General features: G+C 71.8%; 21 protein-coding genes. 16 read left to right on the top strand and 5 right to left on the bottom strand.

The window, feature by feature from the left end; all coding sequences use genetic code 11:
- The 3 genes from AB0N76_RS15565 to mshC all read left to right on the top strand — a co-directional run bounded on the left by AB0N76_RS15565 (nt 1) and on the right by mshC (nt 3,389).
- On the top strand, nt 1-918 hold the full coding sequence (locus AB0N76_RS15565) for an AraC family transcriptional regulator (RefSeq protein ID WP_363557245.1): 918 nt from the start codon (nt 1-3) through the stop codon (nt 916-918).
- 152 nt (nt 919-1,070) lie between these two features.
- Nucleotides 1,071-1,943 (top strand): carbohydrate-binding protein, encoded by an 873-nt coding sequence (locus AB0N76_RS15560; protein WP_363557243.1) that lies wholly within the window; start codon nt 1,071-1,073, stop codon nt 1,941-1,943.
- A gap of 216 nt (nt 1,944-2,159) precedes the next feature.
- Nucleotides 2,160-3,389: a cysteine--1-D-myo-inosityl 2-amino-2-deoxy-alpha-D-glucopyranoside ligase gene (gene mshC, locus AB0N76_RS15555; RefSeq protein WP_363557241.1), complete on the top strand. Its 1,230-nt coding sequence runs from the start codon at nt 2,160-2,162 to the stop codon at nt 3,387-3,389.
- A 78-nt stretch (nt 3,390-3,467) separates the two neighbouring features.
- Here mshC and AB0N76_RS15550 read toward each other — a convergent pair whose 3' ends face one another.
- Nucleotides 3,468-4,427, bottom strand: a complete 960-nt coding sequence (locus AB0N76_RS15550; protein WP_363557239.1) for a PAC2 family protein — start codon at nt 4,425-4,427, stop codon at nt 3,468-3,470.
- 408 nt (nt 4,428-4,835) lie between these two features.
- Here AB0N76_RS15550 and AB0N76_RS15545 point away from each other — a divergent pair, with 408 nt between their 5' ends.
- Nucleotides 4,836-5,354 (top strand): SRPBCC family protein, encoded by a 519-nt coding sequence (locus AB0N76_RS15545; RefSeq protein ID WP_363557237.1) that lies wholly within the window; start codon nt 4,836-4,838, stop codon nt 5,352-5,354.
- 8 nt (nt 5,355-5,362) lie between these two features.
- On the opposite strand, the gene AB0N76_RS15540 is transcribed toward AB0N76_RS15545, so the two are convergent.
- The gene (locus AB0N76_RS15540) at nt 5,363-6,451 is read right to left on the bottom strand and encodes a hypothetical protein (RefSeq protein WP_363557235.1); all 1,089 of its coding nucleotides are present in this window, start codon (nt 6,449-6,451) and stop codon (nt 5,363-5,365) included.
- Between the two features lie 144 nt (nt 6,452-6,595).
- Here AB0N76_RS15540 and metH point away from each other — a divergent pair, with 144 nt between their 5' ends.
- From metH to AB0N76_RS15525, 3 genes are all read left to right on the top strand, one after another.
- Nucleotides 6,596-10,105 carry a methionine synthase gene (metH, locus tag AB0N76_RS15535; protein WP_363557233.1) on the top strand — a complete coding sequence of 1,170 codons (3,510 nt, stop codon included), beginning with the start codon at nt 6,596-6,598 and terminating at the stop codon, nt 10,103-10,105.
- A gap of 140 nt (nt 10,106-10,245) precedes the next feature.
- Nucleotides 10,246-10,950, top strand: coding sequence for an HAD family phosphatase (locus AB0N76_RS15530; protein ID WP_363557231.1), 705 nt, complete (start codon nt 10,246-10,248; stop codon nt 10,948-10,950).
- Between the two features lie 390 nt (nt 10,951-11,340).
- The gene (locus AB0N76_RS15525; protein ID WP_363557229.1) at nt 11,341-12,942 is read left to right on the top strand and encodes an ABC transporter substrate-binding protein; all 1,602 of its coding nucleotides are present in this window, start codon (nt 11,341-11,343) and stop codon (nt 12,940-12,942) included.
- Between the two features lie 70 nt (nt 12,943-13,012).
- On the opposite strand, the gene AB0N76_RS15520 is transcribed toward AB0N76_RS15525, so the two are convergent.
- Together AB0N76_RS15520 and AB0N76_RS15515 are read right to left on the bottom strand one after the other, a co-directional pair.
- A complete protein-coding gene (locus AB0N76_RS15520; RefSeq protein WP_030299918.1) occupies nt 13,013-13,684 on the bottom strand; it encodes a response regulator transcription factor in 672 nt (223 codons plus the stop codon).
- Nucleotides 13,685-14,593, bottom strand: a complete 909-nt coding sequence (locus tag AB0N76_RS15515; RefSeq protein WP_363557227.1) for a RecB family exonuclease — start codon at nt 14,591-14,593, stop codon at nt 13,685-13,687. It abuts the gene before it with no gap.
- Between the two features lie 180 nt (nt 14,594-14,773).
- Here AB0N76_RS15515 and AB0N76_RS15510 point away from each other — a divergent pair, with 180 nt between their 5' ends.
- From AB0N76_RS15510 to AB0N76_RS15500, 3 genes are all read left to right on the top strand, one after another.
- Nucleotides 14,774-15,994 (top strand): site-2 protease family protein, encoded by a 1,221-nt coding sequence (locus tag AB0N76_RS15510; protein ID WP_363557225.1) that lies wholly within the window; start codon nt 14,774-14,776, stop codon nt 15,992-15,994.
- A 46-nt stretch (nt 15,995-16,040) separates the two neighbouring features.
- Nucleotides 16,041-16,994, top strand: coding sequence for a tRNA (adenine-N1)-methyltransferase (locus AB0N76_RS15505; protein ID WP_363557223.1), 954 nt, complete (start codon nt 16,041-16,043; stop codon nt 16,992-16,994).
- A gap of 129 nt (nt 16,995-17,123) precedes the next feature.
- Nucleotides 17,124-17,729, top strand: a complete 606-nt coding sequence (locus AB0N76_RS15500; RefSeq protein WP_363557221.1) for a hypothetical protein — start codon at nt 17,124-17,126, stop codon at nt 17,727-17,729.
- Nucleotides 17,730-17,736: 7 nt separating this feature from the next.
- On the opposite strand, the gene AB0N76_RS15495 is transcribed toward AB0N76_RS15500, so the two are convergent.
- Entirely contained in the window at nt 17,737-18,036 is a 300-nt protein-coding gene (locus tag AB0N76_RS15495; protein ID WP_363557219.1) for a ferredoxin, read from the bottom strand.
- Between the two features lie 283 nt (nt 18,037-18,319).
- Between AB0N76_RS15495 and arc the strand changes: the two genes are divergently transcribed.
- The 6 genes from arc to pafA all read left to right on the top strand — a co-directional run bounded on the left by arc (nt 18,320) and on the right by pafA (nt 25,515).
- Nucleotides 18,320-20,086: a proteasome ATPase gene (gene arc, locus AB0N76_RS15490; RefSeq protein ID WP_363557217.1), complete on the top strand. Its 1,767-nt coding sequence runs from the start codon at nt 18,320-18,322 to the stop codon at nt 20,084-20,086.
- Nucleotides 20,087-20,302: 216 nt separating this feature from the next.
- Nucleotides 20,303-21,814 carry a depupylase/deamidase Dop gene (gene dop, locus AB0N76_RS15485; protein WP_363557215.1) on the top strand — a complete coding sequence of 504 codons (1,512 nt, stop codon included), beginning with the start codon at nt 20,303-20,305 and terminating at the stop codon, nt 21,812-21,814.
- A gap of 174 nt (nt 21,815-21,988) precedes the next feature.
- Nucleotides 21,989-22,207: a ubiquitin-like protein Pup gene (locus AB0N76_RS15480; protein ID WP_363557213.1), complete on the top strand. Its 219-nt coding sequence runs from the start codon at nt 21,989-21,991 to the stop codon at nt 22,205-22,207.
- 184 nt (nt 22,208-22,391) lie between these two features.
- On the top strand, nt 22,392-23,231 hold the full coding sequence (prcB, locus tag AB0N76_RS15475) for a proteasome subunit beta (RefSeq protein WP_363557211.1): 840 nt from the start codon (nt 22,392-22,394) through the stop codon (nt 23,229-23,231).
- 32 nt (nt 23,232-23,263) lie between these two features.
- Nucleotides 23,264-24,031, top strand: a complete 768-nt coding sequence (gene prcA / locus AB0N76_RS15470) for a proteasome subunit alpha (RefSeq protein WP_363557209.1) — start codon at nt 23,264-23,266, stop codon at nt 24,029-24,031.
- Between the two features lie 122 nt (nt 24,032-24,153).
- Nucleotides 24,154-25,515, top strand: coding sequence for a Pup--protein ligase (gene pafA, locus AB0N76_RS15465; RefSeq protein WP_363557207.1), 1,362 nt, complete (start codon nt 24,154-24,156; stop codon nt 25,513-25,515).
- Nucleotides 25,516-25,607 lie beyond the last annotated feature (92 nt).

Raw genomic sequence — 25,607 nt, 5'->3', positions numbered from 1 at the left:
ATGGACGAGCGATGGACCACCCCCCACCTGGACCTGCCGTTGCACCGCCTCCAGGTCCCGCTGCCCCATCTGCTTCCCTTCGCGATCGGCAGCTTCGACACCATCGGCCCGCTCTCCCGCGCGGGCTTCCCCCACCGGCACTCCTTCTTCGAGATCGTCTACGTCACCGGCGGCCGCGGCTCCCACGTCCAGGACCTGGTGCAGCGCCCGCTGGAGCCCCCGCAGTTGTGCGTGATCGCGCCCGGCCAGGTGCACTACTGGGTGGACGCGGACGACCTCACCGGCCAGGTCGTCCTGTTCAACGAGGACTTCCTGCTGGCCCACCCGCAGGACCTCGCCGCGCTGCGCGCCCTCGCCACCCGCCCGCCGGTCGGGCTGGGCGAGCAGGCCGGGCCGATCGGCGCCCTGCTGGCGGACATGGAGGCCGAGTTCCAGGCCCGCCCGGTCGGCTACCAGGGCGTGCTGCGGGCCAGCCTGCACATCCTGGTGGTCCGCGCGCAGCGGGCAGGTTCCCCCGGCGGCCCGGGGGCGGCGCCCGGCCGCGGCGGCGACCTGGCCGCCGCGTTCACCCGGCTGATCGCCACCCCGGGCGGGGTGCAGCGCTCGGTCGCCTCCTGCGCGCACGAGCTGGGCGTCTCCCCGGGGCACTTGCAGGCCCTGGTCAAGCAGGCGACCGGCCGTACGCCGGGCCGGCTGATCCGCCAGCAGCAGACCCTGGAGGCGAAACGGCTGCTGGCCTGCACCGAGTTGACGGTCCGCCAGGTCTCGCGGGAGGCGGGCTTCGGCGATCCGGCGTACTTCTGCCGGTTCTTCCGCCGGGAGACCGGGATGACGCCGGGGGAGTTCCGGGCCGGGGTCGGAGGAAATCACCACGATCCCCGGATCACGTCCATCGCGGCGGCTCCGGACGGCCCGTAGTTTGACTGCTGGCCACCGGTGACCGCCCGGCGCGAGCGGGCGGCCACCGGCCCGGTCCTTGTCATGCCCCCACCATGGCAAGGGCCGGCCGCCCCCCACTTCCGGTACCACGCCACTTCCGGTACCACGCCCCCACACGAAGGAGTCGGCGCATGAGCGCGTCCGAAGAGCCCGTCAACGGGACGGACGGTCCGATCGACCGCCGGATCAGCCGCAAGACCGTCCTCCGGGCCGCCGCCGTGCTCGGCACCGCACCGCTGCTGGTCGGCGGCGGCGTCGCGCTGGCCCGCGACCGGGTCGGCACCGGCGAGATGCCCGAGTTCACCCCGGCCTGCCACGACGGGGACGCCCCGACCATCGAGCAGACCGAGGGCCCCTACTTCAAGCCCAACTCCCCGCTGCGCACCTCGCTGATCACCGACAGCACCCCGGGCACCCGGCTCACCGTCAGCGGCTACGTCTTCGGCCGCGCCTGCCTGCCCATCGCCAACGTCCTGCTGGACTTCTGGCAGGCCGACGTGAACGGCGCCTACGACAACACCGGCTTCTCCTTCCGCGGCCACCAGTTCACCAACGCCCAGGGCGCGTTCAGCCTCACCACGATCGTGCCCGGCCTCTACCCGGGCCGCACCCGGCACATCCACGTCAAGCTCCAGGCGCCCGGCCGGCCGGTGCTCACCACCCAGCTCTACTTCCCGAACGAGCCCCGCAACAGCACCGACACCATCTACGACGCCCGGCTGCTGATGAACGTCCGCCAGGTCGGCTCGGCCAAGGAGGGGACGTACGACTTCGTCCTCAACGTGCCGCAGACCCCGACCCCGACGTCCACCCCCACCAGCCCGACCCCGACGCCCACCACGACCCAGACCACCCCGCCGGGCGGCACCTGGACCCCGGGCACCTTCTACAACGCGGGCGACCGCGTCACCTACGGCGGCGCCTCCTACCAGTGCCTCCAGGGGCACACCGCCATCCCCGGGTGGGAGCCGCCGAACGTGCCGGCCCTCTGGCGGCGGTTGTAGCGGCTCCGGCTGCCTCCTCGGAGGGTCGCGGGCGCCCGGTCGGCGGCAGGGCCGACCGGGCGGTCCGCCCCGGCCTGCGCGTGGGAGGGACGCGCAGGCCGGTCAAGCGCCGGTCATTATCAGTCCGGAACCGCTCAGGCAACGAAAGCAAGTGAATCCAGTCGATCTTGCCGACTGGTTAGGCTTTCAAATGTTCGCACGGTTAAAGTCATTCCCATGCATGCCTGGCCCGCCTCCGAGGTTCCCGCCCTGCCTGGTCAGGGGCTCCCCCTTCGAATCCACGACACCGCGACGGGAGGCATCCGGGAGGTCGTGCCGCAGGACGGCACCGCCCGGATCTACGTCTGCGGCATCACCCCCTACGACGCGACCCACATGGGGCACGCCGCCACCTACAACGCGTTCGACCTGGTGCAGCGCGTCTGGCGGGACGCCGGCCACGACGTCCTGTACGTGCAGAACGTCACCGACGTCGACGACCCGCTGCTGCAGCGCGCCGTCGAGACCGGCCAGGACTGGGTCGCCCTCGCCGAGCGCGAGACCGCGCTCTTCCGCGAGGACATGACCGCCCTGCGGCTGATCCCGCCGGCCCACTACATCGGCGCCGTCGAGTCGATCCCGTGGATCGTCCCGCTGGTCCAGAGGCTGCTGGCGAGCGGGGCCGCCTACGAGCTGGACGGCGACATCTACTTCTCCGTCGAGGCCGACCCGCACTTCGGCGAGGTCTCCGGCCTCAGCCGCGAGGCCATGCACCCGGTCTTCGCCGAGCGCGGCGGCGACCCGGACCGCCCGGGCAAGCGCCACCCGCTGGACGCGCTGCTCTGGCTGGCCGCCCGGCCCGGCGAGCCCGCCTGGGACACCGAGCTCGGCCACGGCCGCCCCGGCTGGCACATCGAGTGCGTCGCCATCGCCCTCCAGTACCTCGGGATGTCCTTCGACATCCAGGGCGGCGGCAGCGACCTCTCCTTCCCGCACCACGAGATGGGCGCCGCGCACGCCCAGGTCGCCACCGACACCCACCCGTACGCCAAGGCGTACGTGCACGCCGGCATGGTCGGCCTGGACGGGCACAAGATGTCCAAGTCCCGCGGCAACCTGGTCTTCGTCTCGGCGCTGCGCCGCGAGGGCGTCGACCCGGCCGCGATCCGGCTCGCCCTGCTCTCGCACCACTACCGCGAGGACTGGGAGTGGACCAAGGCCACCCTGGACGAGGCCGTCGAGCGGCTCGCCCGCTGGCGCGCCGCCGTCTCCCGTCCGGACGGCCCGGCCGCCGAGCAGGTCCTCGCCGAGGTGCGCGCGGCGCTCGCCGACGACCTGGACGCGCCCGCCGCGCTGGCCGCGGTGGACCGCTGGGCCGCCGCGCAGCAGGCCGAGGGTGGCACCGACATCGGCGCGCCCGGCCTGGTCACCCGCACCGTGGACGCGCTGCTCGGCGTCGCGCTGTAGTGACGCGGTAGCGGACGCACGAACGCGGAAGGGGCGTCAGGACCACGGTCCTGACGCCCCTTCCTTCGGCTTTCCGCCTCAGTCCTCCTCGGCGCCGTCCTGGCCGCCCTCCCGGGCGCCCGGTCCGGGCGTCTCCGGCTCGCTCGGGCGCTCCGCGGTGGCGTGCCCGGCGACCGGCTTCTCACCGGTCGGCCCGACGTTCTCCCGGCGCCGCAGGTACCGCTCGAACTCGCGGGCGATCGCGTCGCCGGAGGCCTCCGGCAGGTCGGCGGTGTCCTGCGCCTCCTCCAGCTGCTGGACGTACTCGGCCACCTCGCTGTCCTCGGCCGCCAGCTGGTCCACGCCCAGCTGCCAGGCCCGGGCGTCCTCGCCGAGGTCGCCCGGCGGGATGCGCAGGTCCAGCAGGTCCTCCAGCTTGTTGATCAGCGCCAGCGTGGCCTTCGGGTTCGGCGGCTGCGCGACGTAGTGCGGCACCGCCGCCCACAGCGTCACGGCCGGCACCCCGGCGTGCGTGCACGCCTCCTGCAGCACCCCGACGATCCCGGTCGGGCCCTCGTACCGGCTCTCCTCCAGGTCCAGCCGACGGGCCAGCTCCGGGTCCGAGGTGACGCCGCTGACCGGCACCGGGCGGCTGTGCGGGGTGTCGCCGAGCAGCGCGCCCAGGATCACCACCAGCTCGACGCCCAGCTCGTGCGCGAAGGCGAGCAGCTCGTTGCAGAACGAGCGCCAGCGCATGCTGGGCTCGATGCCGCGGACCAGCACGACGTCCCGGGTCTTCGGCTCGGTGACCCGGATCACGGAGAGCCGGGTGGTCGGCCAGGTGATCCGGCGCACACCGCCGTCCAGCCAGACCGTGGGCCGGTTGACCTGGAAGTCGTAGTACTCCTCCGCGTCGAGGGCGGCGAACACCTTGCCGCCCCAGGTCTCGTCCAGATGGGCCAGAGCCGCCGATGCGGCGTCGCCCGCGTCGTTCCACCCCTCGAAAGCGCAGACCATCACCGGGTCGATCAACTCGGGAACATCTTCCAGCTCGATCACCCAGCGTCTCCCTCCGGTCGGCCGCCGCCGCCCCACCCGGCCGGCCGGATGCCGACGGTCGAACCTCTCGTCACCCATGGAACGCCTCGCTCCATGGTCCCTACCTGCCCAGCCTACGGGCTTTGAAGCCCCGTTCCGCCGGGCCACCGGGCCACCGGGACAGTCTGGGCGACCCGCCGCCCCGGATCCACCGGTTATCCCCCCTCCCACCCGCCACCCCCTCCCACCTCCGGCTCCGCCCACGCCCACGCCCGGGCTCGGCCCGGGCGTGGGCGCGGTGTGGGTGGTCGGGCGGGGGCGGCCGTGCCGCGCCTGCGATGGGCCGGGAGCCGGGGGGTGAGGAGGGGCGGGTGGGGGTGGGGTGGGGGGATGATGGGGGCGGGGGCCGGGTGCAGAGGAGCCGGCGGGATGAACGGTTGGGTGTGGGTGGGCGTCGGGGCCGTGGTGGGCGTCGGGGCCGGAGTGGCGGTGGCGGCGCTGGCCGCGGGACGGCGGCTGCCGGTGGAGCACGTCAGCGAGGGCGGGCTGGAGCTGGCCCAGCCGCCGGGCGCGGTCTGGGAGGTGCTGACCGACGTCGACCTGTTCCCGGCCTGGCGCCCGGAGCTCTCGCACGTCGAGCGGCTGCCCGCGAACGCCGTCGGCGGCGTGCGCTGGCGCGAGTACGACCGGCACGGCCACACCACCTACGAGGTGGTGGAGAGCGAGGCCCCGCACCGCCTGGTGACCGGCATCGCCGACCCGGACCTCCCCTACGGCGGCACCTGGACGTACGTGCTGACCCCGGCCGGCGGCGGCTGCACGCTGACCGTCACCGAGCGCGGCGAGGTGTACCCGCCGTTCTACCGGGCCGTCTCGCACTACGTGACGGGGGAGGGCGCCACCATCCACAAGTACCTGGGCGCGCTCGCCCACCGGATGGCGGCCTAGCTAGCTGGTTACCGCACCCAGTCGCGCCGGTAGTCGGCCCAGTTCTGCTCGGTGGCGGCGAAGTCCACGTACAGGCCGACGCCGAAGTTGCGGCGCTGGAGGTCGTACCGGCCGAGGCCGAGCCGGATGCCCCGGATCCCGGCGGTGACCGTCTCCGCGTCGCCCCAGTGGCCCCACTTGTCCTCCCAGTAGAACGGCAGGCCCATCAGCAGGTCGACGTCCTCCGGGGTGGCCTCCAGGGCGAGTTCGGTCTGGTAGGCGTTGTAGCCGCCGTAGAACGCCTCGGTCGGCATGCTGGAGTCGTAGACCATCATCGCGATCTGGTCGACCCGGCGGGCGGTCTCGGCGAAGTACGCCTGGTCCCACCACTTGCCGTGGTCGGTGAGCGCGATGCCGAGGTTGTGCTGGTACGGCAGCGGGTCGATCTGCGGGGCGGCGACCGAGAGCGTGGTGCCGCGCCCGGCGGTGACCGGGCGGACCTGGTCGAGCAGCGCGAGCCAGCCCGCGGAGCCGGGCCGGATCGGCTCCATGTCGAAGTGCACCCCGTCGAAGCCCAGGTCGAGGACCTGGCGGGCGGAGGCGGTGACCCGGTCGCGGGTGGCGGCGTCCTCCAGGTCGAGGGCGTCCTTCTCCGGCTTGACCTCGTCGCCGAGCCAGCTCTGCACCCGGATCCCGGGCAGCGCCCGGTGGGCGGCCTCGGTGAACCAGCGGGCGCGCGGGTGGACGGCGGGCGGCAGCGAGCCGTCGTGCTCCAGCGGGCCGGTGTGCACGTACAGGTCGCGGACGCCGGTGCCGGCGAGCCGCTGCGCCAGTGCGGCGAGGTCGGCGTCACCCTTCCGGCCGTCCACCCAGGCGTGGCCGAGCCAGACCGCGTCGCGGCCGCGGGTGCGGGCCTCGGGGGAGGGGTCGCCGACGTACTGGAGGCGCAGCGCGAGCGCCGCGGAGCCGAGCGGGACGACCAGGACGGTGAGCGCCGTCAGCGCCACGGCCAGCGCCCTGCGCCACCGCGACCAGCCGCGCCAGCGCGCCCGCAGCGCCCGGGCCAGGGCCGCCGGAGCGGCTCCCGACCGTCGTGCGAGTGTCCGGAATCCGCCCATGCGATCGCTCCCCCGTCTTGGCCGAACGCTCAGGATACGAAATGCGTCACCCCGGGACGCCGGGGTCCGGATACCCTGGCCACGTGCGCCCCCGATCAAGCGGGGTCGCAAAGCCGACAGCCGTCGCACCCAGGGAGAAGCCCCATGGCCACTGCAGCCAACCCGTCCGTCACCCAGCAGAGCCGCGCGAACGCGCTGCGTGAGGCATTGGCCACCCGGGTGGTGGTGGCCGACGGGGCGATGGGCACGATGCTCCAGGCGCAGGACCCGACGCTGGAGGACTTCCAGAACCTGGAGGGCTGCAACGAGGTCCTCAACGTGACCCGGCCCGACATCGTCCGCTCCGTCCACGACGCGTACTTCGCGGTGGGCGTGGACTGCGTGGAGACCAACACCTTCGGCGCCAACTTCTCGGCGCTCGGCGAGTACGACATCCCCGAGCGGATCGTCGAGCTCTCCGAGGCCGGCGCCCGGCTGGCCCGCGAGGCCGCCGACACGCACGCCGCCGCCGACGGCCGGACCCGCTGGGTGCTCGGCTCGATCGGCCCCGGCACCAAGCTGCCGACCCTGGGTCACGCCCCGTACGAGGTGCTGCGGGACGGCTTCCGGCAGAACGCGGCCGGTCTGATCGCCGGTGGCGCGGACGCCCTGCTGGTGGAGACCAGCCAGGACCTGCTGCAGACCAAGGCCGCCATCCTGGGCTCGAAGCAGGCGCTCGCCGAGGCGGGCCTGGACCTGCCGGTGCTGGTGCAGGTGACGGTGGAGACCACCGGCACCATGCTGCTGGGCTCGGAGATCGGCGCCGCGCTGACCGCGCTGGAGCCGCTGGGCGTCGACTACATCGGCCTGAACTGCGCGACCGGCCCGGCCGAGATGAGCGAGCACCTGCGCTACCTGGCCAAGAACGCGCGGATCGGCCTGTCCTGCATGCCGAACGCCGGTCTGCCGGTCCTCGGCAAGGACGGCGCGCACTACCCGCTGAGCCCGGCCGAGCTGGCCGACGCGCACGACGTCTTCACCCGCGAGTACGGGCTGTCGCTGGTCGGCGGCTGCTGCGGGACGACGCCCGAGCACCTGCGCCAGGTGGTGGAGCGGGTGCAGGGCCGCCCGGTGGTCGGCCGCGACCCGCGCCCGGAGCCCTCGGCGGCCTCGCTGTACCAGGCGGTGCCGTTCCGTCAGGACACCTCGTACCTGGCGATCGGCGAGCGCACCAACGCCAACGGCTCGAAGAAGTTCCGCGAGTCGATGCTGGCCGGCGACTGGCAGGCCTGCGTGGAGATCGCCCGCGACCAGATCCGGGACGGCTCGCACATGCTGGACCTGTGCGTGGACTACGTCGGCCGGGACGGCGTGGCCGACATGAAGGAGATCGCCGGCCGGCTGGCGACCGCCTCCACGCTGCCGATCGTGCTGGACTCCACCGAGCCGGAGGTGCTGCGGGCCGGTCTGGAGGCGCTGGGCGGCCGCGCGGTGCTGAACTCGGTCAACTACGAGGACGGCGACGCCCCGGACTCCCGGTTCGGCCGGATCGCCGCGCTGGCCCGCGAGCACGGCGCCGGTCTGATCGCGCTGACCATCGACGAGGAGGGCCAGGCCCGCACCGCCGAGACCAAGGTCGCGATCGCCGAGCGGCTGATCGCGCAGCTCACCACCGACTACGGCATCGACGAGGGCTCGATCCTGGTCGACTGCCTGGCCTTCACCCTGGGCACCGGCCAGGAGGAGTCCCGCCGGGACGGCATCGAGACGATCGAGGCGATCCGCGAGCTGAAGCGCCGCCACCCGGCGGTGCAGACCACGCTGGGCCTGTCGAACATCTCCTTCGGCCTCAGCCCGGCCGCCCGCATGGTGATCAACTCGGTCTTCCTGCACGAGTGCGTGGAGGCCGGCCTGGACTCGGCGATCGTGCACGCCTCGAAGATCCTGCCGATCGCCCGGATCCCCGAGGAGCAGCGCGAGGTCGCGCTCGACCTGGTCTACGACCGCCGCCGGGACGGCTATGACCCGCTGCAGAAGCTGCTCCAGCTGTTCGAGGGCGTCTCCTCGGCCTCGGTGAAGGCGTCCAAGGCGGAGGAGCTGGCCGCGCTCCCGCTGGAGGAGCGGCTGCAGCGCCGGATCATCGACGGCGAGCGCAACGGCCTGGAGGCCGACCTGGACGAGGCGCTGACGGAGCGCCCGGCGCTGGACATCGTCAACAGCACGCTGCTGGCCGGCATGAAGGTGGTCGGCGAGCTGTTCGGCTCCGGCCAGATGCAGCTGCCGTTCGTGCTCCAGTCCGCCGAGGTGATGAAGACCGCGGTGGCCCACCTGGAGCCGCACATGGAGAAGTCCGACGACGAGGGCAAGGGCACCATCGTGCTGGCCACCGTCAAGGGCGACGTCCACGACATCGGCAAGAACCTGGTCGACATCATCCTGTCCAACAACGGCTACACCGTGGTCAACCTGGGCATCAAGCAGCCGGTCTCGGCGATCCTGGACGCCGCGCAGGAGCACCGGGCGGACGTCATCGGGATGTCCGGCCTGCTGGTCAAGTCCACGGTGATCATGAAGGAGAACCTGGAGGAGCTGAACCAGCGCAAGCTGGCGGCCGACTACCCGGTGATCCTCGGCGGCGCCGCGCTGACCCGCGCCTACGTCGAGCAGGACCTGCACGAGATCTACGAGGGCGAGGTCCGCTACGCCCGGGACGCCTTCGAGGGCCTGCGGCTGATGGACGCGCTGATCGCGGTCAAGCGCGGCGTGCCCGGCGCCGCCCTGCCGGAGCTCAAGCAGCGCCGGCACGCCCGGGTGGAGGTGGAGGAGGTCGAGGAGGTCAACCTCGGCCAGATCCGCTCCGACGTGGCGGTGGACAACCGGGTGCCCGAGCCGCCGTTCTGGGGCGACCGGATCGTCAAGGGCGTGCCGTTCGCCGACTACGCCTCCTGGCTGGACGAGGACGCGCTGTTCAAGGGCCAGTGGGGTCTGAAGGCGGCGCGCAGCGGCGAGGGCCCGTCCTACGAGGAGCTGGTGGAGACCGAGGGCCGGCCGCGGCTGCGGATGTGGCTGGACCGGCTGCAGACCGAGGGCTGGCTGGAGGCGGCCGTGGTCTACGGCTTCTACCCGGCCAACTCCAAGGGCGACGACCTGATCGTCTTCCACGAGGACGGCACCGAGCGGACCCGGTTCACCTTCCCGCGCCAGCGCCGCGGCCGCCGGCTCTGCCTGGCCGACTTCTTCCGCCCGGAGGAGTCCGGGGTGCGGGACGTGCTCGGCCTCCAGGTGGTCACCATGGGCAACCGGATCTCCGAGGCGGCCAACGAGCTGTTCGCCAACAACTCCTACCGCGACTACCTGGAGCTGCACGGCCTGTCGGTGCAGCTGGCCGAGGCGCTGGCCGAGTTCTGGCACGCCCGGGTCCGGTTCGAGCTGGGCTTCGGCGACGAGGACCCGCAGGACGTCAAGGACATGTTCGCGCTCAAGTACCGCGGCGCCCGGTTCTCGCTCGGCTACGGGGCCTGCCCGGAGCTGGAGGACCGCGCCAAGATCGCCGAGCTGCTGAAGCCGGAGCGGATCGGCGTGGTGCTCTCCGAGGAGTTCCAGCTGCACCCGGAGCAGTCCACCGACGCGATCGTGATCCACCACCCGGAGGCGAAGTACTTCAACGCCCGGTAACTCACGGGTCGCGCAGCGTTCGCCCTTTCCGGGCGGGTGGGGCGTATCCTTGATGATCCTGAACGGGCCGGTCCGCTCAAAAGCGGGCCGGCCTGTGCCATCCCCGGGGCCGATCCGGGCACGGACGGAAGGATCCCGCCATGACCACCATCTCCACCGCCACCCGGACCCTCGGCAGCGGCGAGGACAAGGGCCTGCAGGCGGTGCTGCTGGACATGGACGGGACGCTGGTCGACACCGAGGACTTCTGGTGGCAGGCCGAGGCCACGCTGTTCGCCGAGCTCGGCTACGAGCTGACCGCGGAGGACCGCGCCCAGGTGGTCGGCGGCCCGATGAGCCGGGTGATCGACCACCTGCTCGCCAGCACCGGCGTGGACCTGTCGCCGGCCGACCTGACCGTGCTGATCAACCAGCGCTTCGTCGACCTGCTGGGCGGCGGGGTGCCGCTGATGCCGGGCGCCGAGCGGCTGCTCAACACGCTCGCCGCGCACGGCGTCCCGGCCGCGCTGGTGTCCGCCTCGCACCGGCACATCATCGACATCGTGCTGCGCTCGCTGGGCGCCGAGCACTTCGCCTTCTCGGTGGCCGGGGACGAGGTGCCGCGCACCAAGCCGCACCCGGACCCGTACCTGGAGGCGGCCCGCCGGCTGGGCGCCGACCCGGCCCGCTGCGTGGTGGTGGAGGACGCGCCGACCGGGGTGCGGGCGGCCGAGGCGGCCGGCTGCCCGGTGATCGCGGTGCCCTCGGTGGCGCCGATCGAGCCGGCGCCGGGCCGGCTGGTGCTGGACTCGCTGGAGCGGGTCGACCTGGAGCTGCTGCGCTCGCTGGTGGCCTCGCGGGTGTGAGCCCTGCGGGGGCGGTCCCGCAGGGTGGGCCCGCGGGGGTGGGCCTGCGAGGGTGGGCCTGCGAGGGTGGGCCGAAGCATCCAGTCAGTGTGATTGTCGTCTCATTGCGGACCGGCAGTACCGACCGGTAAGCGGACGGAACCGGCCTCTCCCGGCGAGTGCCCGGGGAGAAAACGGGCATTGCCAGACAACTCGTCGGACGCCCCTGTCCGGCGTCGTCCCCCCGTGTCCCAACTGTCACCTGTGCGGGTATCGGGGGGCGTTGTTCGATATGGCACGCTACTCCAGTTCGTTGCACCCCGTTCCACCCCGAGCCCAGGCACCGCCGCTGACGGGCATCCCCGTCGTGCCCGCGGTCACAGCCGGACCGCACCCAGAAGGACGCGACCCGTGAAGACTTCAGCAGAACGACTGGCCGCGCTCGGCTGCGCCGGACTGGTGGCCGTTTCGGTGGCCGGCTGCGGCTCGGTGACCGACGCCGTCAAGGGGGACGGCGACAAGGCGATCACCATGGGCACCACCGCGGTGACCAACACCCTGGACCCGGCCGGGGCCTACGACGCCGGCTCCTGGCTGCTGCTGCGCAACACCTTCCAGTCGCTGCTCAGCTACCCCGCCGCCTCCAGCGCCCCCTCCCCGGACGCCGCCCAGTCCTGCGAGTTCGCGGCCGGCGACGTCACCGCGTACCACTGCACGCTGAAGTCCGGCCTGAAGTTCTCCAACGGGCACGCGCTGACCGCCTCCGACGTGGTGTTCTCGATCCAGCGCAGCCTGAAGATCAACGACCCGAACGGCCCGGCCGGCCTGCTGTCGTCGATCAAGGCGGTCGAGGCGAAGGGCGACACCGAGGTGTACTTCCGCCTCTCCCAGCCCGACGCCGTCCTCCCGGCGAAGCTGGCCGGCCCGGCCGGCGCCATCGTCGACGAGGAGGTCTTCCCGGCCGACAAGCTGCTCGGCAACGACAAGCTGGTCGGCTCCGGCCCGTACAAGATGGACTCGGTCGAGGCGGGCGCCAAGGGCGGCCCGGCCAAGGTCGTGCTGTCGCCCAACGACAAGTACACCGGCGACGCCAAGCTGCGGAACAAGAAGTTCACCCTGCGGTACTTCGACAAGTCGACCGACCTCAAGTCCGCGCTGGACAGCGGCGAGGTCGACCTCGCCGACAACAGCCTGGAGCCGAACACCGCCGCCCAGATCCTCTCCGACCAGCAGGGCGGCAAGACCGACCTGCGGGTGGTCGAGGGCGACAGCAACGACACCCGCTACCTGGTGTTCAACACCAAGGACGCGACGCTCGGCAACGTCGCCGTGCGGCAGGCCGCCGCCCAGCTGATCGACCGCAAGTCGCTGGCCCGCGACGTCTTCGCGCGCACCGTCCAGCCGCTGTACTCGATGGTCCCGGCCGGCGTCAGCGGCCACAACACCGCCTACTTCGACCGCTACGGCGACCAGGACACCGCCAAGGCCAAGGCGATCCTGACCGCCGCCAAGGTGGCCACCCCGGTCAAGCTCAGCCTCACCTGGTCCCGCTCGCGGGCCGAGGGCGCCGAGTCCGAGACCCTGAAGAAGCAGCTGGAGGCCGGCGGCCTGTTCCAGGTGACGGTCCAGCAGGAGCCCGACTGGGACGCCTTCAAGAAGGGCTGGAACGAGGGCAAGTACCAGATGTACACGATCGGCTGGTTCGCGGACTACCCGGACCCGGACAACTACGTCGCGCCGCTGATCGTCGAGGGCGGTTCCTACCACCACGGCTGGGACGACGCGCGGATCAGCCAGAAGCTGGTCCCGGACACCCTCAAGCAGGCCGACCGGGCCGCCGCGACCACCACCTACGGCCAGATCCAGAGCATCGTCGCGGAGAACGCGCCGCTGGTCCCGCTGTTCCAGAACAAGTCGTTCTACGCCTCCCGCTCCAACATCACCGGCGTCGAGTCGACCGTCGACACCACCGGCTTCTTCCGCTTCTGGGAGATCGGCCGGGTCGGCAAGTAGCGCGTACGACGGTGGCCCGTCCGTTCCCCCGGTGGGGGGCGGACGGGCCACCGTCGTATCCGCGGGCGGACTACAGCGCGCCGGGGCGCACCAGCCCGCTCTCGTACGCGTACACCGCCGCCTGCACCCGGTCGCGCAGCTGCAGCTTGGTCAGCACGTGGCCGACGTGGGTCTTCACCGTCGTCTCGGAGACGAACAGCTCGGCCGCGATCTCCGCGTTCGACAGCCCGCGCGCCACCAGCTTCAGCACCTCCAGCTCCCGCTCGGTCAGCGCGTTCAGCGCCTGCGGCGGCGCCTCCTCGCCCGAGGGCAGCTTGGTGGCGTACATGTCCAGCAGCCGCCGGGTGATCGACGGGGCCAGCATCGCCGCGCCGTCCGCCACCACCCGGATCGCCTGCACCAGCTCCTCGGCCGGCACGTCCTTCAGCAGGAAGCCGCTGGCGCCCGCGCGCAGCGCCTCCACCACGTACTCGTCCAGGTCGAAGGTGGTCAGCACCAGCACCTTGGCCGGGCCGTCCCGGCCCGGGCCGGCGATCCGGCGGGTCGCCTCGACCCCGTCCATCCGCGGCATCCGGATGTCCATCAGCACCACGTCGGGCTGCAGCGCCCGGACCTGGTCCAGCGCCTGCTGGCCGTCGCCGGCCTCACCGACCACCACCAGGTCGGACTCGGCCTCCAGGATCATCCGGAAACCGGTGCGCAGCAGCGGCTGGTCGTCGACCAGCAGCACTCGGATCGTCACCTAGGACTCCTTGCTCATCGGATCCCCCGTGGGATCGCCCTCGTCTGACCTTCGCGCCAGCGGCAGCGGGTACGGCGGGGGAGTGCCGCCGAACTCCGGGCAGCTGGCCTGGTGGTCGCACCAGTCGCAGAGCCGGTTGCGGGTCGCCGGGAAGTCGCCGGTCGCCACCGCGTGGCCGATCCGCTCCCACAGCGCCAGCAGCTTGCGCTCCACCGCCAGCAGGTCCGCCTCGTCCGGGTCGTAGGAGACCACGTCCCCGCCGCCGCCCAGGTAGACCAGCTGCAGCCGCTTGGGGATGACGCCCTTCCAGCGCCAGACCACCAGCGCGTAGAACTTCATCTGGAACATCGCCTTGCCCTCGAAGTCCCGCGAGGGCGCCCGGCCGGTCTTGTAGTCCACCAGCCGGACCTCACCGGTCGGCGCGACGTCCACCCGGTCGATGTACCCCCGCAGCAGCAGGCCGGACTCCAGCGCCGTCTCCACGTAGAGCTCCCGCTCCACCGGGTGCAGCCGGGTCGGGTCCTCCAGCCGGAACCACTGGCCGACCAGCTTTTCCGCGTCCGCCAGCCAGCGGGTCAGCGCCGCGCCGTCCGGGTCCTCCGGGAACAGCCCGGCCAGCTCCGGGCGCTCGCCCAGCAGCCGCTCCCACTGCGGGCGCAGCAGGCCCAGCGCCCGCTCCGGCGTGCGGTCCGCCGCCGGGCTGTCGAACAGCCGCTCCAGCACCGCGTGCACCAGCGTGCCCCGGGTCGCCGCCGGGCTCGGCGGCTCCGGCAGCCGGTCGATCACCCGCAGCCGGTACAACAGCGGGCAGGTGAGGAAGTCACCCGCGCGCGACGGGGACAGCCCGGTCGGGGCCGCCGGCGGACGCGCCGGGGCCGCGGCGGGGCTGCTGGTCTCGGTCTGCTGCATACCCCGACCCTATTGCCCCCGGCTGTCATCCCGCTGCCACGGTGCTGCCAGAAGCCGCCGCCGATGGGTATGAAGGCAGGGGGAAGGCCAGGGGCGCGCGCCGCCCGGCCGCCCCGATCACGTAGCGTGGGCGCACCGGCGCGCGGCGCGCGACGGGGGAGACGGACGGAAGGGAACCCGGTGAGCGACAGCAGGGGGCAGCAGACCTCCGACCAGCCACCGCACGGCGGCGGCACCCGGCCAGGGCCCCCGCCGCCCGAGGACCCGGAGCCCCGCGGCGGGATCCTGATGGGCCGCCCCTTCGGCGTGCCGATCTACGTCACCCCGTCCTGGTTCGTCATCGCCGCGCTGATCACCTGGGTGTTCGGCGGCCAGCTCGACCGGGTGCTGCCGGAGCTCGGCGGCCTGCGCTACCTGGTCGCGTTCTCCTTCGCGGTGGCCTTCTACGGCTCGGTGCTGATCCACGAACTCGCCCACACCCTGGTCGCGCTCCGCTACAAGCTCGGCGTGCGCCGGATCCAGCTCCAGTTCTTCGGCGGCGTCTCGGAGATCGAGAAGGAGGCCGAGCGGCCCTGGCGGGAGTTCTGGCTGGCCTTCGTCGGCCCGCTGCTCTCGCTGGTCCTCGGCGGGGTCTTCTACCTCGCGCTGCAGGCCGTCGAGCTGTCCACGGTGCCGGGCGTGCTGCTCACCGGCCTGATGGTGTCCAACCTGGTGGTCGCCGCCTTCAACCTGCTGCCGGGGCTGCCGCTGGACGGCGGCCGGATGCTGCGCGCCGTGGTCTGGGCGGTCACCGGCAAGCCGATGGCCGGCACCGTCGCCGCCGCCTGGGCCGGGCGGGTGCTCGCCATCGCCGTGCTGATCGGCCTGCCGCTGGTCAGCTCGGCCCGCGAGCTCGACCGCAGCCGCACCGACACCCTGGTCGACGCCGTCCTCGCCGCGGTGCTCGCCGCGATCATCTGGAACGGCGCCTCCGGCGCGCTGCGCAACGCCAGGCTCAAGGAGGTGCTGCCCGGGCTGCGGCTGCGCGACCTCGCCCGGCGGGCCGTCGAGGTCACCGCGGACACCCCGCTCGGCGAGGCGATGCGGCGCGCCCGCGAGGCCCAGGCGGGCGCCGTGGTGGTGGTCGACGGGCGGGGCGAGCCGATCGCCATCGTCCGGGAGTCCGCCGTCCGCGCCGTCCCCGAGCACCGCCGCCCCTGGGTCGCCGTGGGCCCGCTCTCCCGCGACCTGGAACCCGGGCTGCGGCTCTCCGCCGACCTGGCCGGGGAGGACCTGCTGCGGGCCGTCCGGGCCACCCCGGCGGGCGAGTACCTGGTCGTCGAGGAGGACGGACGGATGTACGGGGTGGTCGCGCTCACCGACCTCGAACAGCGGCTGACCGCGGCCGTCACCCGCAAGTGATCACCCCGGTCGGGCGGGACCGTCCGCTTCCCTTAGGATTGTCCGCATGTCCGAACCGACCGGTGCCACCCGCCGACGCGGGCCCTTCCAGGTCGGGGACCAGGTCCAGCTGACCGACCCCAAGGGCCGCCACTACACGTTCACGCTCCAGGCCGGGAACCAGTTCCACACCCACAAGGGTGCGTTCCCCCACGACGAGCTGATCGGCGCCCCCGAGGGCACGGTCGTGCGCACCACGGGGAACGTCCCGTATCTCGCGCTGCGCCCCCTGCTCCCCGACTACGTCCTGTCCATGCCGCGCGGCGCGGCCGTGATCTACCCCAAGGACGCGGGGCAGATCCTGGCCATGGCCGACATCTTCGCCGGCGCCCGCGTGGTCGAGGCCGGCGTCGGCTCCGGCGCGCTCTCCACCTACCTGCTGCGCGCCGTCGGCGACACCGGCATGCTCGCCTCGTACGAGCGCCGCCAGGACTTCGCCGACATCGCCCGGAACAACGTCGAGCGCTACTTCGGCGGGCCGCACCCGGCGTGGAAGCTCACCGTCGGCGACCTCCAGGACAACCTGGTCGAGTCCGACGTCGACCGCGTCATCCTGGACATGCTCGCCCCCTGGGAGTGCCTGGACGTCGCCTCCAAGGCGCTCGTCCCCGGCGGCCTCATCTGCTGCTACGTGGCCACCACCACGCAGATGTCCAAGACCGTCGAGGCGCTGCGCGACCACGGCACCTTCACCGAGCCGCAGGCCTGGGAGACCATGGTCCGCACCTGGCACCTGGAGGGCCTGGCGGTCCGCCCGGACCACCGGATGATCGGCCACACCGGCTTCCTGCTCACCTCCCGCCGGCTCGCCGACGGCGTCGAGCCGCCGCTGCGCCGCCGCCGCCCGGCCAAGGGCGCCTACGGCGAGGACTACGACAACGGGACGCCCGAGCCGACCCTGCAGGAGCGCGCGGCCGCCCGGGCCGCCGCCCGCGCCGTCGAGCAGCCCGACCTCGGCTGAGACCCGGCTCCGCGCCGGCTGAACAACCCTCCGGAGGGGTGGTACGGATCGCCGTACCACCCCTCCGCTGTAAGGCCATCCGGGTGTGGGACGATGCTCGCTCACACAGACCACTGGAGGGGACGCCTGGTGGAGACCGCGGTCGGGACGACGGCTGGACAGCAGACCGCGGCGGGCCGCACCGGGCCCCGGCCCGGGCGCACCGCCCCCTGGCACTGGGCCGTCACGGCGGCCGGCTGCGCCGCCCTGGTGGCCGGCGCGCTCGCCGCGAACCCCGCCTCCGGCACCCCCGGGCCCGCCCGGCCCGGCCCCCGGGCGCTCCCGGCGGCCGTCGCCCCGGACCCGGCCGGGGCCGAACTCCCGCTCGACTGCGGGCCGTTCCCGGTGAAGATAGCGGTCAGCTTCGCCGCCGACCTCGGCGACGGCCGGCCCGGCACCGTGGCCGCCGCGCACTGCGCCGCCGAGAACGGCACCCCGCCGGACGCCGTCTTCCTGCTCGGCCCGGGCCCCGGCGGGCGGCCCACCGTGCTGGCCACCCTGCTCTCCGAGCGGGAGAACCTGACCGTCAGCCGGCTGGCGCTGCGCTCCGACGGCGCCGTCACCGGCCACGCCCAGGGCTACTCCGGCGAGGACGTGCCCCGGTTCAAGCCGGACATCTCGATCGACCTCACCTGGACGCGCAAGGGCGGCGGCTGGGACCGCTCCCAGACCGCCGCCCCGCTGACCCTCACCTGATGAGGGGTCAGTCCGCCTCGGGGCCGTAGACCTCGACCCGGTCGGCGACCCGGCGCACGTGGATGCAGTCGCCGGGGCAGTCCTTCACCGAGTCCACCACGTCCTGAAGCAGCGTCAGCGGCACCGGCACCGCCTCGCCGGGCTGCTGGCGCAGCTCGTCGTCCTCGCCCTTCACGTAGGCGAGTCCGTCGATGTCCAGTTCGAAGACCTCCGGCGCGTACTGCGCGCAGATGCCGTCGCCGGTGCACAGGTCCTGGTCGATCCAGACCTCCAGCGCCTCGGGCGCCGTCGTCTCGCTCACCGACATGCTTTTCCGCCGTTTCTGTCCCGGGACGCCCCGGCCTGGGGCATTCCCGCCATTCGTACAACGATCGGACCTCGGGCGTCGGTCGCGATCGGATATCGACTCGCTCGACGATACATCTGGTCGGCTTTGGCCCGTGCGCGGTGGGTATCCCCCTAGCAGAGGGGAAGCACGCGAGGGCGAAGATCGGACACGCCCGTTCCATCTTTCTTGATCTAGGGGTTTACGGACCCCTGGTCCCAGGTAGGGTCTGGAAGCGTCCAGCTCCCCGGAGGAGGTGAGGACCGTGGCTGCCCACGATGACGACTACAACCGCAGCACCGGCAGGCCCGCTCGTGGTTCCGACGAGGCCGCTCAGGTCTCGTACCTCGAGCAGGAAATCGCCGTGCTGCGCCGCAAGCTCGCCGACTCGCCGCGTAATTCGAGAATCCTCGAAGAGCGGATCGTCGAGCTCCAGACCAACCTGGCGGGCGTGTCCGCCCAGAACGAACGGCTCGCCTCCACCCTGCGTGAGGCCCGCGACCAGATCGTGGCCCTCAAGGAGGAAGTGGACCGGCTGGCACAGCCCCCGGCGGGATTCGGCACCTTCCTCAGCGCCAACGAGGACGGCACCGCCGACATCTTCACCGGCGGCCGCAAGCTCCGCGTGAACGTCAGCCCGACCGTCGAACTCGACGAGCTGCGGCGCGGCCAGGAAGTGATGCTCAACGAGGCCCTCAACATCGTGGACGCGATGGCCTTCGAGCGCATCGGCGACCTCGTCACCCTCAAGGAGGTCCTGGAGGACGGCGAGCGGGCCCTGGTCGTCGGCCACACCGACGAGGAGCGGGTGGTGCGCCTCGCCGAACCGCTGCGCGAGATCACCCTCCGGGCGGGGGACGCCCTGCTGCTGGAACCGCGTTCCGGCTACGTCTACGAGGTCGTGCCGAAGGCCGAGGTCGAGGAGCTGGTCCTCGAGGAGGTCCCGGACATCGACTACCGCCAGATCGGCGGTCTCGCCAACCAGATCGAGCTGATCCGCGACGCGGTCGAGCTGCCGTACCTGCACGCCGACCTCTTCAAGGAGTACGAGCTGCGCCCGCCCAAGGGCGTGCTGCTCTACGGCCCGCCCGGCTGCGGCAAGACGCTGATCGCCAAGGCGGTGGCGAACTCGCTGGCCAAGAAGGTCGCCGAGGTCACCGGCCGGCCCCAGGGGAAGAGCTACTTCCTCAACATCAAGGGCCCGGAGCTGCTCAACAAGTACGTCGGCGAGACCGAGCGGCAGATCCGCCTGGTCTTCCAGCGGGCCCGGGAGAAGGCGAGCGAGGGCACGCCCGTCATCGTCTTCTTCGACGAGATGGAGTCGCTCTTCCGCACCCGCGGTTCCGGCGTCAGCTCGGACGTGGAGAACACCATCGTCCCGCAGCTGCTCGCCGAGATCGACGGCGTGGAGGGCCTGGAGAACGTCATCGTCATCGGCGCCTCGAACCGCGAGGACATGATCGACCCGGCGATCCTGCGGCCCGGCCGGCTGGACGTCAAGATCAAGATCGAGCGCCCGGACGCCGAGGCCGCGAAGGACATCTTCTCCAAGTACCTCAAGGACTCGCTGCCGTTCCACCCGGACGACCTCAAGGAGCACGACGGCTCCGTCGAGACGACGGTGGCGGCGATGATCCAGTCGGTGGTGGAGCGGATGTACTCCGAGACCGAGGAGAACCGCTTCCTGGAGGTCACCTACGCCAACGGTGACAAGGAGGTCCTGTACTTCAAGGACTTCAACTCCGGCGCGATGATCCAGAACATCGTCGACCGGGCCAAGAAGATGGCCATCAAGGACTTCCTCGACCACGGCCAGCGGGGCCTGCGGGTGTCCCACCTGCTCAACGCCTGCGTGGACGAGTTCAAGGAGAACGAGGACCTGCCGAACACCACCAACCCGGACGACTGGGCCCGGATCTCCGGCAAGAAGGGCGAGCGGATCGTCTTCATCCGCACGCTGGTCACCGGGAAGCAGGGCGCCGAGTCCGGCCGCTCCATCGACACTGTCGCCAACACCGGGCAGTACCTGTAACCGATCCGGTCCGGGCCTCCCGGAACGCACGCACCCCGTCCGGCTGTGGCGCCTCGCGGCCCCGCAGCCGGACGGCGCGTCTCGGGGCCCGCCGATCGGTGCCGCGTTCTAGGCTCGACCCACCGTTCGCGGGCAGACGGCCGGCGTCGGTGTTGTTCAGCGGTACGTCAGCGTGTTCCGCCCGTCGGGGGCGGCACACCGGGCAAGGAGGGCCGCATGACCGTACGGCGCGTGATGGGCATCGAGACCGAGTACGGGATCTCCGTGCCCGGGCACCCCAACGCCAACGCCATGCTCACCTCGTCCCAGATCGTCAACGCGTACGCGGCGGCGATGCACCGGGCTCGGCGGGCCCGCTGGGACTTCGAGGAGGAGAATCCGCTGCGCGACGCCCGGGGCTTCGACCTCGCGCGCGACGTCGCCGACGCCAGCCAGCTGACCGACGAGGACATCGGCCTCGCCAACGTCATCCTCACCAACGGCGCGCGGTTCTACGTCGACCACGCCCACCCCGAGTACAGCTCGCCCGAGGTGACCAACCCGCGCGACGCGGTGCTCTGGGACAAGGCCGGCGAACGGATCATGGCGGCCGCCGCCCAGCGCGCGCTGGAGCTGCCGAACGGCCAGAACATCCACCTGTACAAGAACAACACCGACAACAAGGGCGCCTCCTACGGCACCCACGAGAACTACCTGATGAAGCGGGCGACGCCGTTCGCCGACATCGTCCGCCACCTCACCCCGTTCTTCGTCTCCCGCCAGGTGGTCACCGGCGCCGGCCGGGTCGGGATCGGCCAGGACGGCTCCGCCCACGGCTTCCAGATCAGCCAGCGCGCCGACTACTTCGAGGTCGAGGTCGGCCTGGAGACCACCCTCAAGCGGCCGATCATCAACACCCGCGACGAACCGCACGCCGACGCCGAGAAGTACCGCCGGCTGCACGTGATCATCGGGGACGCCAACCTCTCCGAGATCTCCACCTACCTCAAGCTCGGCACCACCTCGCTGGTCCTGGCGATGATCGAGGACGCCTTCATCACCTCGGACCTCGCCGTCGACCAGCCGGTGCGCACCCTGCACCGGATCTCCCACGACCCGACCCTGAAGCACCTGGTCACGCTGCGCAGCGGCCGCCGGCTGACCGCCGTCCAGCTCCAGCTGGAGTACTTCGAGCTGGCCCGCAAGTACGTCGAGGACCGCTTCGGCACCGACGCCGACGAGCAGACCGTCGACGTGCTGGCCCGCTGGGAGGACGTGCTGGGCCGGCTGGAGCGCGACCCGATGTCGCTCTCCCGGCAGCTGGACTGGATCGCCAAGCGGGAGATCCTGGAGGGCTACCGCAGCCGGGACGGCCTGGAGTGGAACGACTCCCGGCTCCAGCTGGTCGACCTCCAGTACAGCGACGTACGGCCCGACAAGGGCCTCTACAACCGCCTGGTGGCCCGCGGCCGGTTCGACCGGCTGGTGACCGAGGACGAGGTCCTGCGGGCCGTCTCCAAGCCGCCGGAGGACACCCGGGCGTACTTCCGCGGGCGCTGCCTGGAGCAGTACGCGGAGCACGTCGCGGCGGCGTCCTGGGACTCGGTGATCTTCGACCTGCCCGGGCGGGACTCGCTCCAGCGGGTACCCACCCTGGAGCCGCTGCGCGGCACCCGCAACCACGTCAAGGAACTGCTGGACCGCTGCCGCACGGCGGAGGACCTGCTCCGGGTGCTGTCCGGCGGGTAACTTTCCGATCACCACGGGTGAACGCCGGGCAAATGGGAATCATCCGGGGTGGCAGCGGGTGTTGGACAGGAAGCGCCACCGGCAAACCGGACGCGGGTTGTCGCAGCTTGTGTATAGGGTCGGTGCAGCAAGCAACGACCAAACCGTGCCAGATGATCGAGCGGGGTGAGGGAAATGGCGAGCAAGGACACCGGCGGCGGCCAGCAGCGGGCGAACCGCTCCTCCGAGGAGGTCGAGGAGCAGGCCGCGGAAACGCAGAATTCGGACGACCTCAAGGAACGCCAGGAAAAGCTGAGCGACGACGTCGACGCGGTTCTGGATGAAATCGACGAGGTCCTGGAGTCGAACGCCGAGGATTTCGTGCGGCAGTTCGTGCAAAAGGGCGGCCAGTAACCCCGGCCGGTCTCCGGAAGGGGCCCGTCGGGCATTCCGGGAATTCACGGTCGCGACCGATCACGGCGGACGGACGGCGGGAGCCGGCCGTCCGCCCGGTCCGCCGCTCCACCGTGCTGGACAGTGATCGTCCGGCCGGTAGGGTGCGGGCAGTACGCGCTTCAAGCTACCTGGAAGGAATCGTGTGGAAGCCAACACTCGTGGCACCGGGCGTCTACCGGCTGCCTTCCTCACCCCGGGGTCCTCGTCGTTCCTCGACTTCCTCTCCGCGTACCAGCCCGAGCTGATCCCGGGCCGGCGGGGGCTGCCCGAGGGCGTCATCGACGCCCCGCACGGGACGACGATCGTCTCCGCGGTCTTCGACGGCGGCGTGGTCATCGCCGGCGACCGCCGCGCCACCATGGGCAACGTGATCGCCCAGCGGGACATCGAGAAGGTCTTCCCGGCGGACGAGTACAGCGCGGTCGGCATCGCCGGCACCGCCGGCCTCGCGGTCGAGATGGTCCGGATGTTCCAGCTGGAGCTGGAGCACTACGAGAAGATCGAGGGCACCGTGCTCTCGTTCGAGGGCAAGGCCAACCGGCTCACCACCATGATCCGGGGCAACCTCGGGATGGCGATGCAGGGCCTCGCGGTCGTCCCGATGTTCGCCGGCTACGACCTCGACCTCGGCCGGGGCCGGATCTTCACCTACGACGTCACCGGCGGCCGCTCCGAGGAGCGCGGCTTCGCCGCCACCGGCTCCGGTTCGGTCTTCGCCCGCGGTTCGCTGAAGAAGCTCTACCGCGACGACCTGACCGCCCAGCAGGCCTCCACCCTGGTCGTCCAGGCGCTCTACGACGCGGCCGACGACGACTCCGCCACCGGCGGCCCGGACCTCGCCCGCAAGATCTTCCCGATCGTCTCGCTGATCACCGAGGACGGCTTCCGCCGCCTCACCGAGGCCGAGGTCGCGGACATCGCCGTCTCCATCACCGACCAGCGCCTGGCCCACCCCAACGGGCCGCAGGCCCCGCTGCTCTAGCCATCAACTGAGGAAGGAAGGGACGACCGCCGGTGTCCACACCGTTCTACGTCTCGCCCCAGCAGGCCATGGCGGACCGCGCGGAATACGCCCGCAAGGGCATCGCGCGCGGTCGCAGCGTGGTCGTGCTCATCTACGCCGACGGAATCGTCTTCGTCGCCGAGAACACCTCCCGGGCGCTGCACAAGGTGTCCGAGATCTACGACAAGATCGCCTTCGCGGCGGTCGGCCGGTACAACGAGTTCGAGAACCTGCGCATCGGCGGCGTCCGCTACGCCGACCTGCGCGGCTACACCTACGACCGGGCCGACGTGACCGCCCGGGGCCTGGCCAACGTCTACGCCCAGACGCTCGGCACCATCTTCTCCTCGGTCGGCGAGAAGCCGTACGAGGTCGAGCTGATCGTGGCCGAGGTCGGCCGCAGCACCGAGGACGACCAGATCTACCGGCTCACCCCGGACGGTTCGGTCGTCGACGAGAAGAACTACGTGGTGGTCGGCGGCAACGCCGACTCGATCGGCAACTACCTGGGCCAGCGCCACCGCGGCGGGCTCTCGCTCACCGAGGCGGTCAGGCTCGCCGTGGACTCGCTCGCCCGCGACCCCAACGGCGGCAGCCCGCGCACCCTCACCCCCGACCAGCTGGAGGTGGCGGTCCTCGACCGCCAGCGCTTCCAGCAGCGCAAGTTCAAGCGGATCCTGGGCGGCCAGCTCGCCCGGCTGCTCGACGGCGACTCGTCCGCGGAGACGGACGACGAGGAGAAGCCGGCGGCCACCCCGCCGGGCGACTCCGACCAGTAGTGCCCACGGGGTCCCCGCGGTGGCCGGCACCGGCCGCCACGGGGACCCCGGTGCCCCTGCGGCGGCCCGGACGGCGCCGCGGAGGCGGTTTCGGACAGCTCCCATCAGAGAATGGATGGCCCATGGACCGCCGAATTTTCGGGCTGGAGAACGAGTACGGAGTCACCTGCACGTTCCGCGGGCAGCGCAGGCTGTCCCCGGACGAGGTCGCCCGGTACCTCTTCCGCCGCGTAGTCTCCTGGGGCCGCAGCAGCAACGTGTTCCTGCGCAACGGTGCCCGCCTCTACCTCGACGTCGGCTCCCACCCCGAGTACGCCACCCCCGAGTGCGACGACGTCGTCGAGCTGGTGACGCACGACAAGGCGGGCGAGCGCATCCTCGAAGGCCTGCTGGTCGACGCGGAGCGGCGGCTGCACGAGGAGGGCATCGCCGGGGACGTCTACCTCTTCAAGAACAACACCGACTCGGCCGGCAACTCCTACGGCTGCCACGAGAACTACCTGGTGGCCCGGCACGGCGAGTTCTCCCGGCTGGCCGACGTGCTCATCCCGTTCCTGGTGACCCGCCAGCTGATCTGCGGCGCCGGCAAGGTGCTGCAGACCCCGCGCGGCGCCGTCTACTGCGTCAGCCAGCGGGCCGAGCACATCTGGGAGGGCGTCAGCTCGGCGACCACCCGGTCCCGGCCGATCATCAACACCCGGGACGAGCCGCACGCCGACGCCGAGCGCTACCGCCGGCTGCACGTCATCGTCGGCGACTCCAACATGTCCGAGACCACCACCCTGCTCAAGGTGGGCTCCACCGACCTGGTGCTGCGGCTGATCGAGGCCGGCGTGGTGATGCGCGACCTCACCCTGGAGAACCCGATCCGGGCGATCCGCGAGGTCAGCCACGACCTCACCGGGACCCACCAGGTCCGGCTCGCCAACGGCCGGGAGGCCAGCGCCCTGGACATCCAGGAGGAGTACTACACCAAGGCGCTGGAGTTCGCCGACCGCAAGGGCATCAACACCGGCACCATCGCGCGCGTCCTCGACCTGTGGGGCCGCACCCTGGAGGCGGTCAAGACCGAGCGGCTGGACGGGGTGGCCGACGAGATCGACTGGATCATGAAGTACAAGCTCATCGAGCGCTACCGCGAGAAGCACCAGATGAGCATGAGCAACCCCCGGGTCGCCCAGATCGACCTCGCCTACCACGACATCCACCGCAAGCGCGGGCTGTTCTACCTGCTCCAGGCCCGGAACCAGGCGCAGCGGGTGACCACCGACCTCAAGACCTTCGAGGCCAAGTCGATCCCGCCGCAGACCACCCGGGCCCGGCTGCGCGGCGACTTCATCCGCCGCGCGCAGGAGCAGCGCCGCGACTTCACCGTCGACTGGGTGCACCTGAAGCTGAACGACCAGGCGCAGCGGACGGTGCTCTGCAAGGACCCGTTCCGGTCGGTCGACGAGCGGGTGGAGAAGCTGATCGCGGGCATGTGACGGCCGGTCCGGTGTGATCTTCGCGGTGCCCGACCCCGGTGGTGTCTACCGGGGGCGGGCACCGTCGGGGAATACGCTGTCCGTCGAGTCCG

It is taken from the genome of Kitasatospora sp. NPDC093806 (assembly GCF_040683335.1).
Lineage (GTDB): Bacteria > Actinomycetota > Actinomycetes > Streptomycetales > Streptomycetaceae > Kitasatospora.
Note: the sequence above shows the minus strand (reverse complement) of the source record. Positions and strands in the feature narration are given on the sequence as shown.

Bases quoted from the DNA above. Each gene is read 5' to 3' on its own strand.
- AB0N76_RS15565 (WP_363557245.1), top strand. From the start codon at position 1: ATGGACGAGCGATGGACCACCCCCCACCTGGACCTGCCGTTGCACCGC.
- AB0N76_RS15560 (WP_363557243.1), top strand. From the start codon at position 1,071: ATGAGCGCGTCCGAAGAGCCCGTCAACGGGACGGACGGTCCGATCGAC.
- mshC (WP_363557241.1), top strand. From the start codon at position 2,160: ATGCATGCCTGGCCCGCCTCCGAGGTTCCCGCCCTGCCTGGTCAGGGG.
- AB0N76_RS15545 (WP_363557237.1), top strand. From the start codon at position 4,836: ATGAACGGTTGGGTGTGGGTGGGCGTCGGGGCCGTGGTGGGCGTCGGG.
- AB0N76_RS15540 (WP_363557235.1), bottom strand. From the start codon at position 6,451: ATGGGCGGATTCCGGACACTCGCACGACGGTCGGGAGCCGCTCCGGCG.
- metH (WP_363557233.1), top strand. From the start codon at position 6,596: ATGGCCACTGCAGCCAACCCGTCCGTCACCCAGCAGAGCCGCGCGAAC.
- AB0N76_RS15530 (WP_363557231.1), top strand. From the start codon at position 10,246: ATGACCACCATCTCCACCGCCACCCGGACCCTCGGCAGCGGCGAGGAC.
- AB0N76_RS15515 (WP_363557227.1), bottom strand. From the start codon at position 14,593: ATGCAGCAGACCGAGACCAGCAGCCCCGCCGCGGCCCCGGCGCGTCCG.
- AB0N76_RS15505 (WP_363557223.1), top strand. From the start codon at position 16,041: ATGTCCGAACCGACCGGTGCCACCCGCCGACGCGGGCCCTTCCAGGTC.
- AB0N76_RS15495 (WP_363557219.1), bottom strand. From the start codon at position 18,036: ATGTCGGTGAGCGAGACGACGGCGCCCGAGGCGCTGGAGGTCTGGATC.
- dop (WP_363557215.1), top strand. From the start codon at position 20,303: ATGACCGTACGGCGCGTGATGGGCATCGAGACCGAGTACGGGATCTCC.
- AB0N76_RS15480 (WP_363557213.1), top strand. From the start codon at position 21,989: ATGGCGAGCAAGGACACCGGCGGCGGCCAGCAGCGGGCGAACCGCTCC.
- pafA (WP_363557207.1), top strand. From the start codon at position 24,154: ATGGACCGCCGAATTTTCGGGCTGGAGAACGAGTACGGAGTCACCTGC.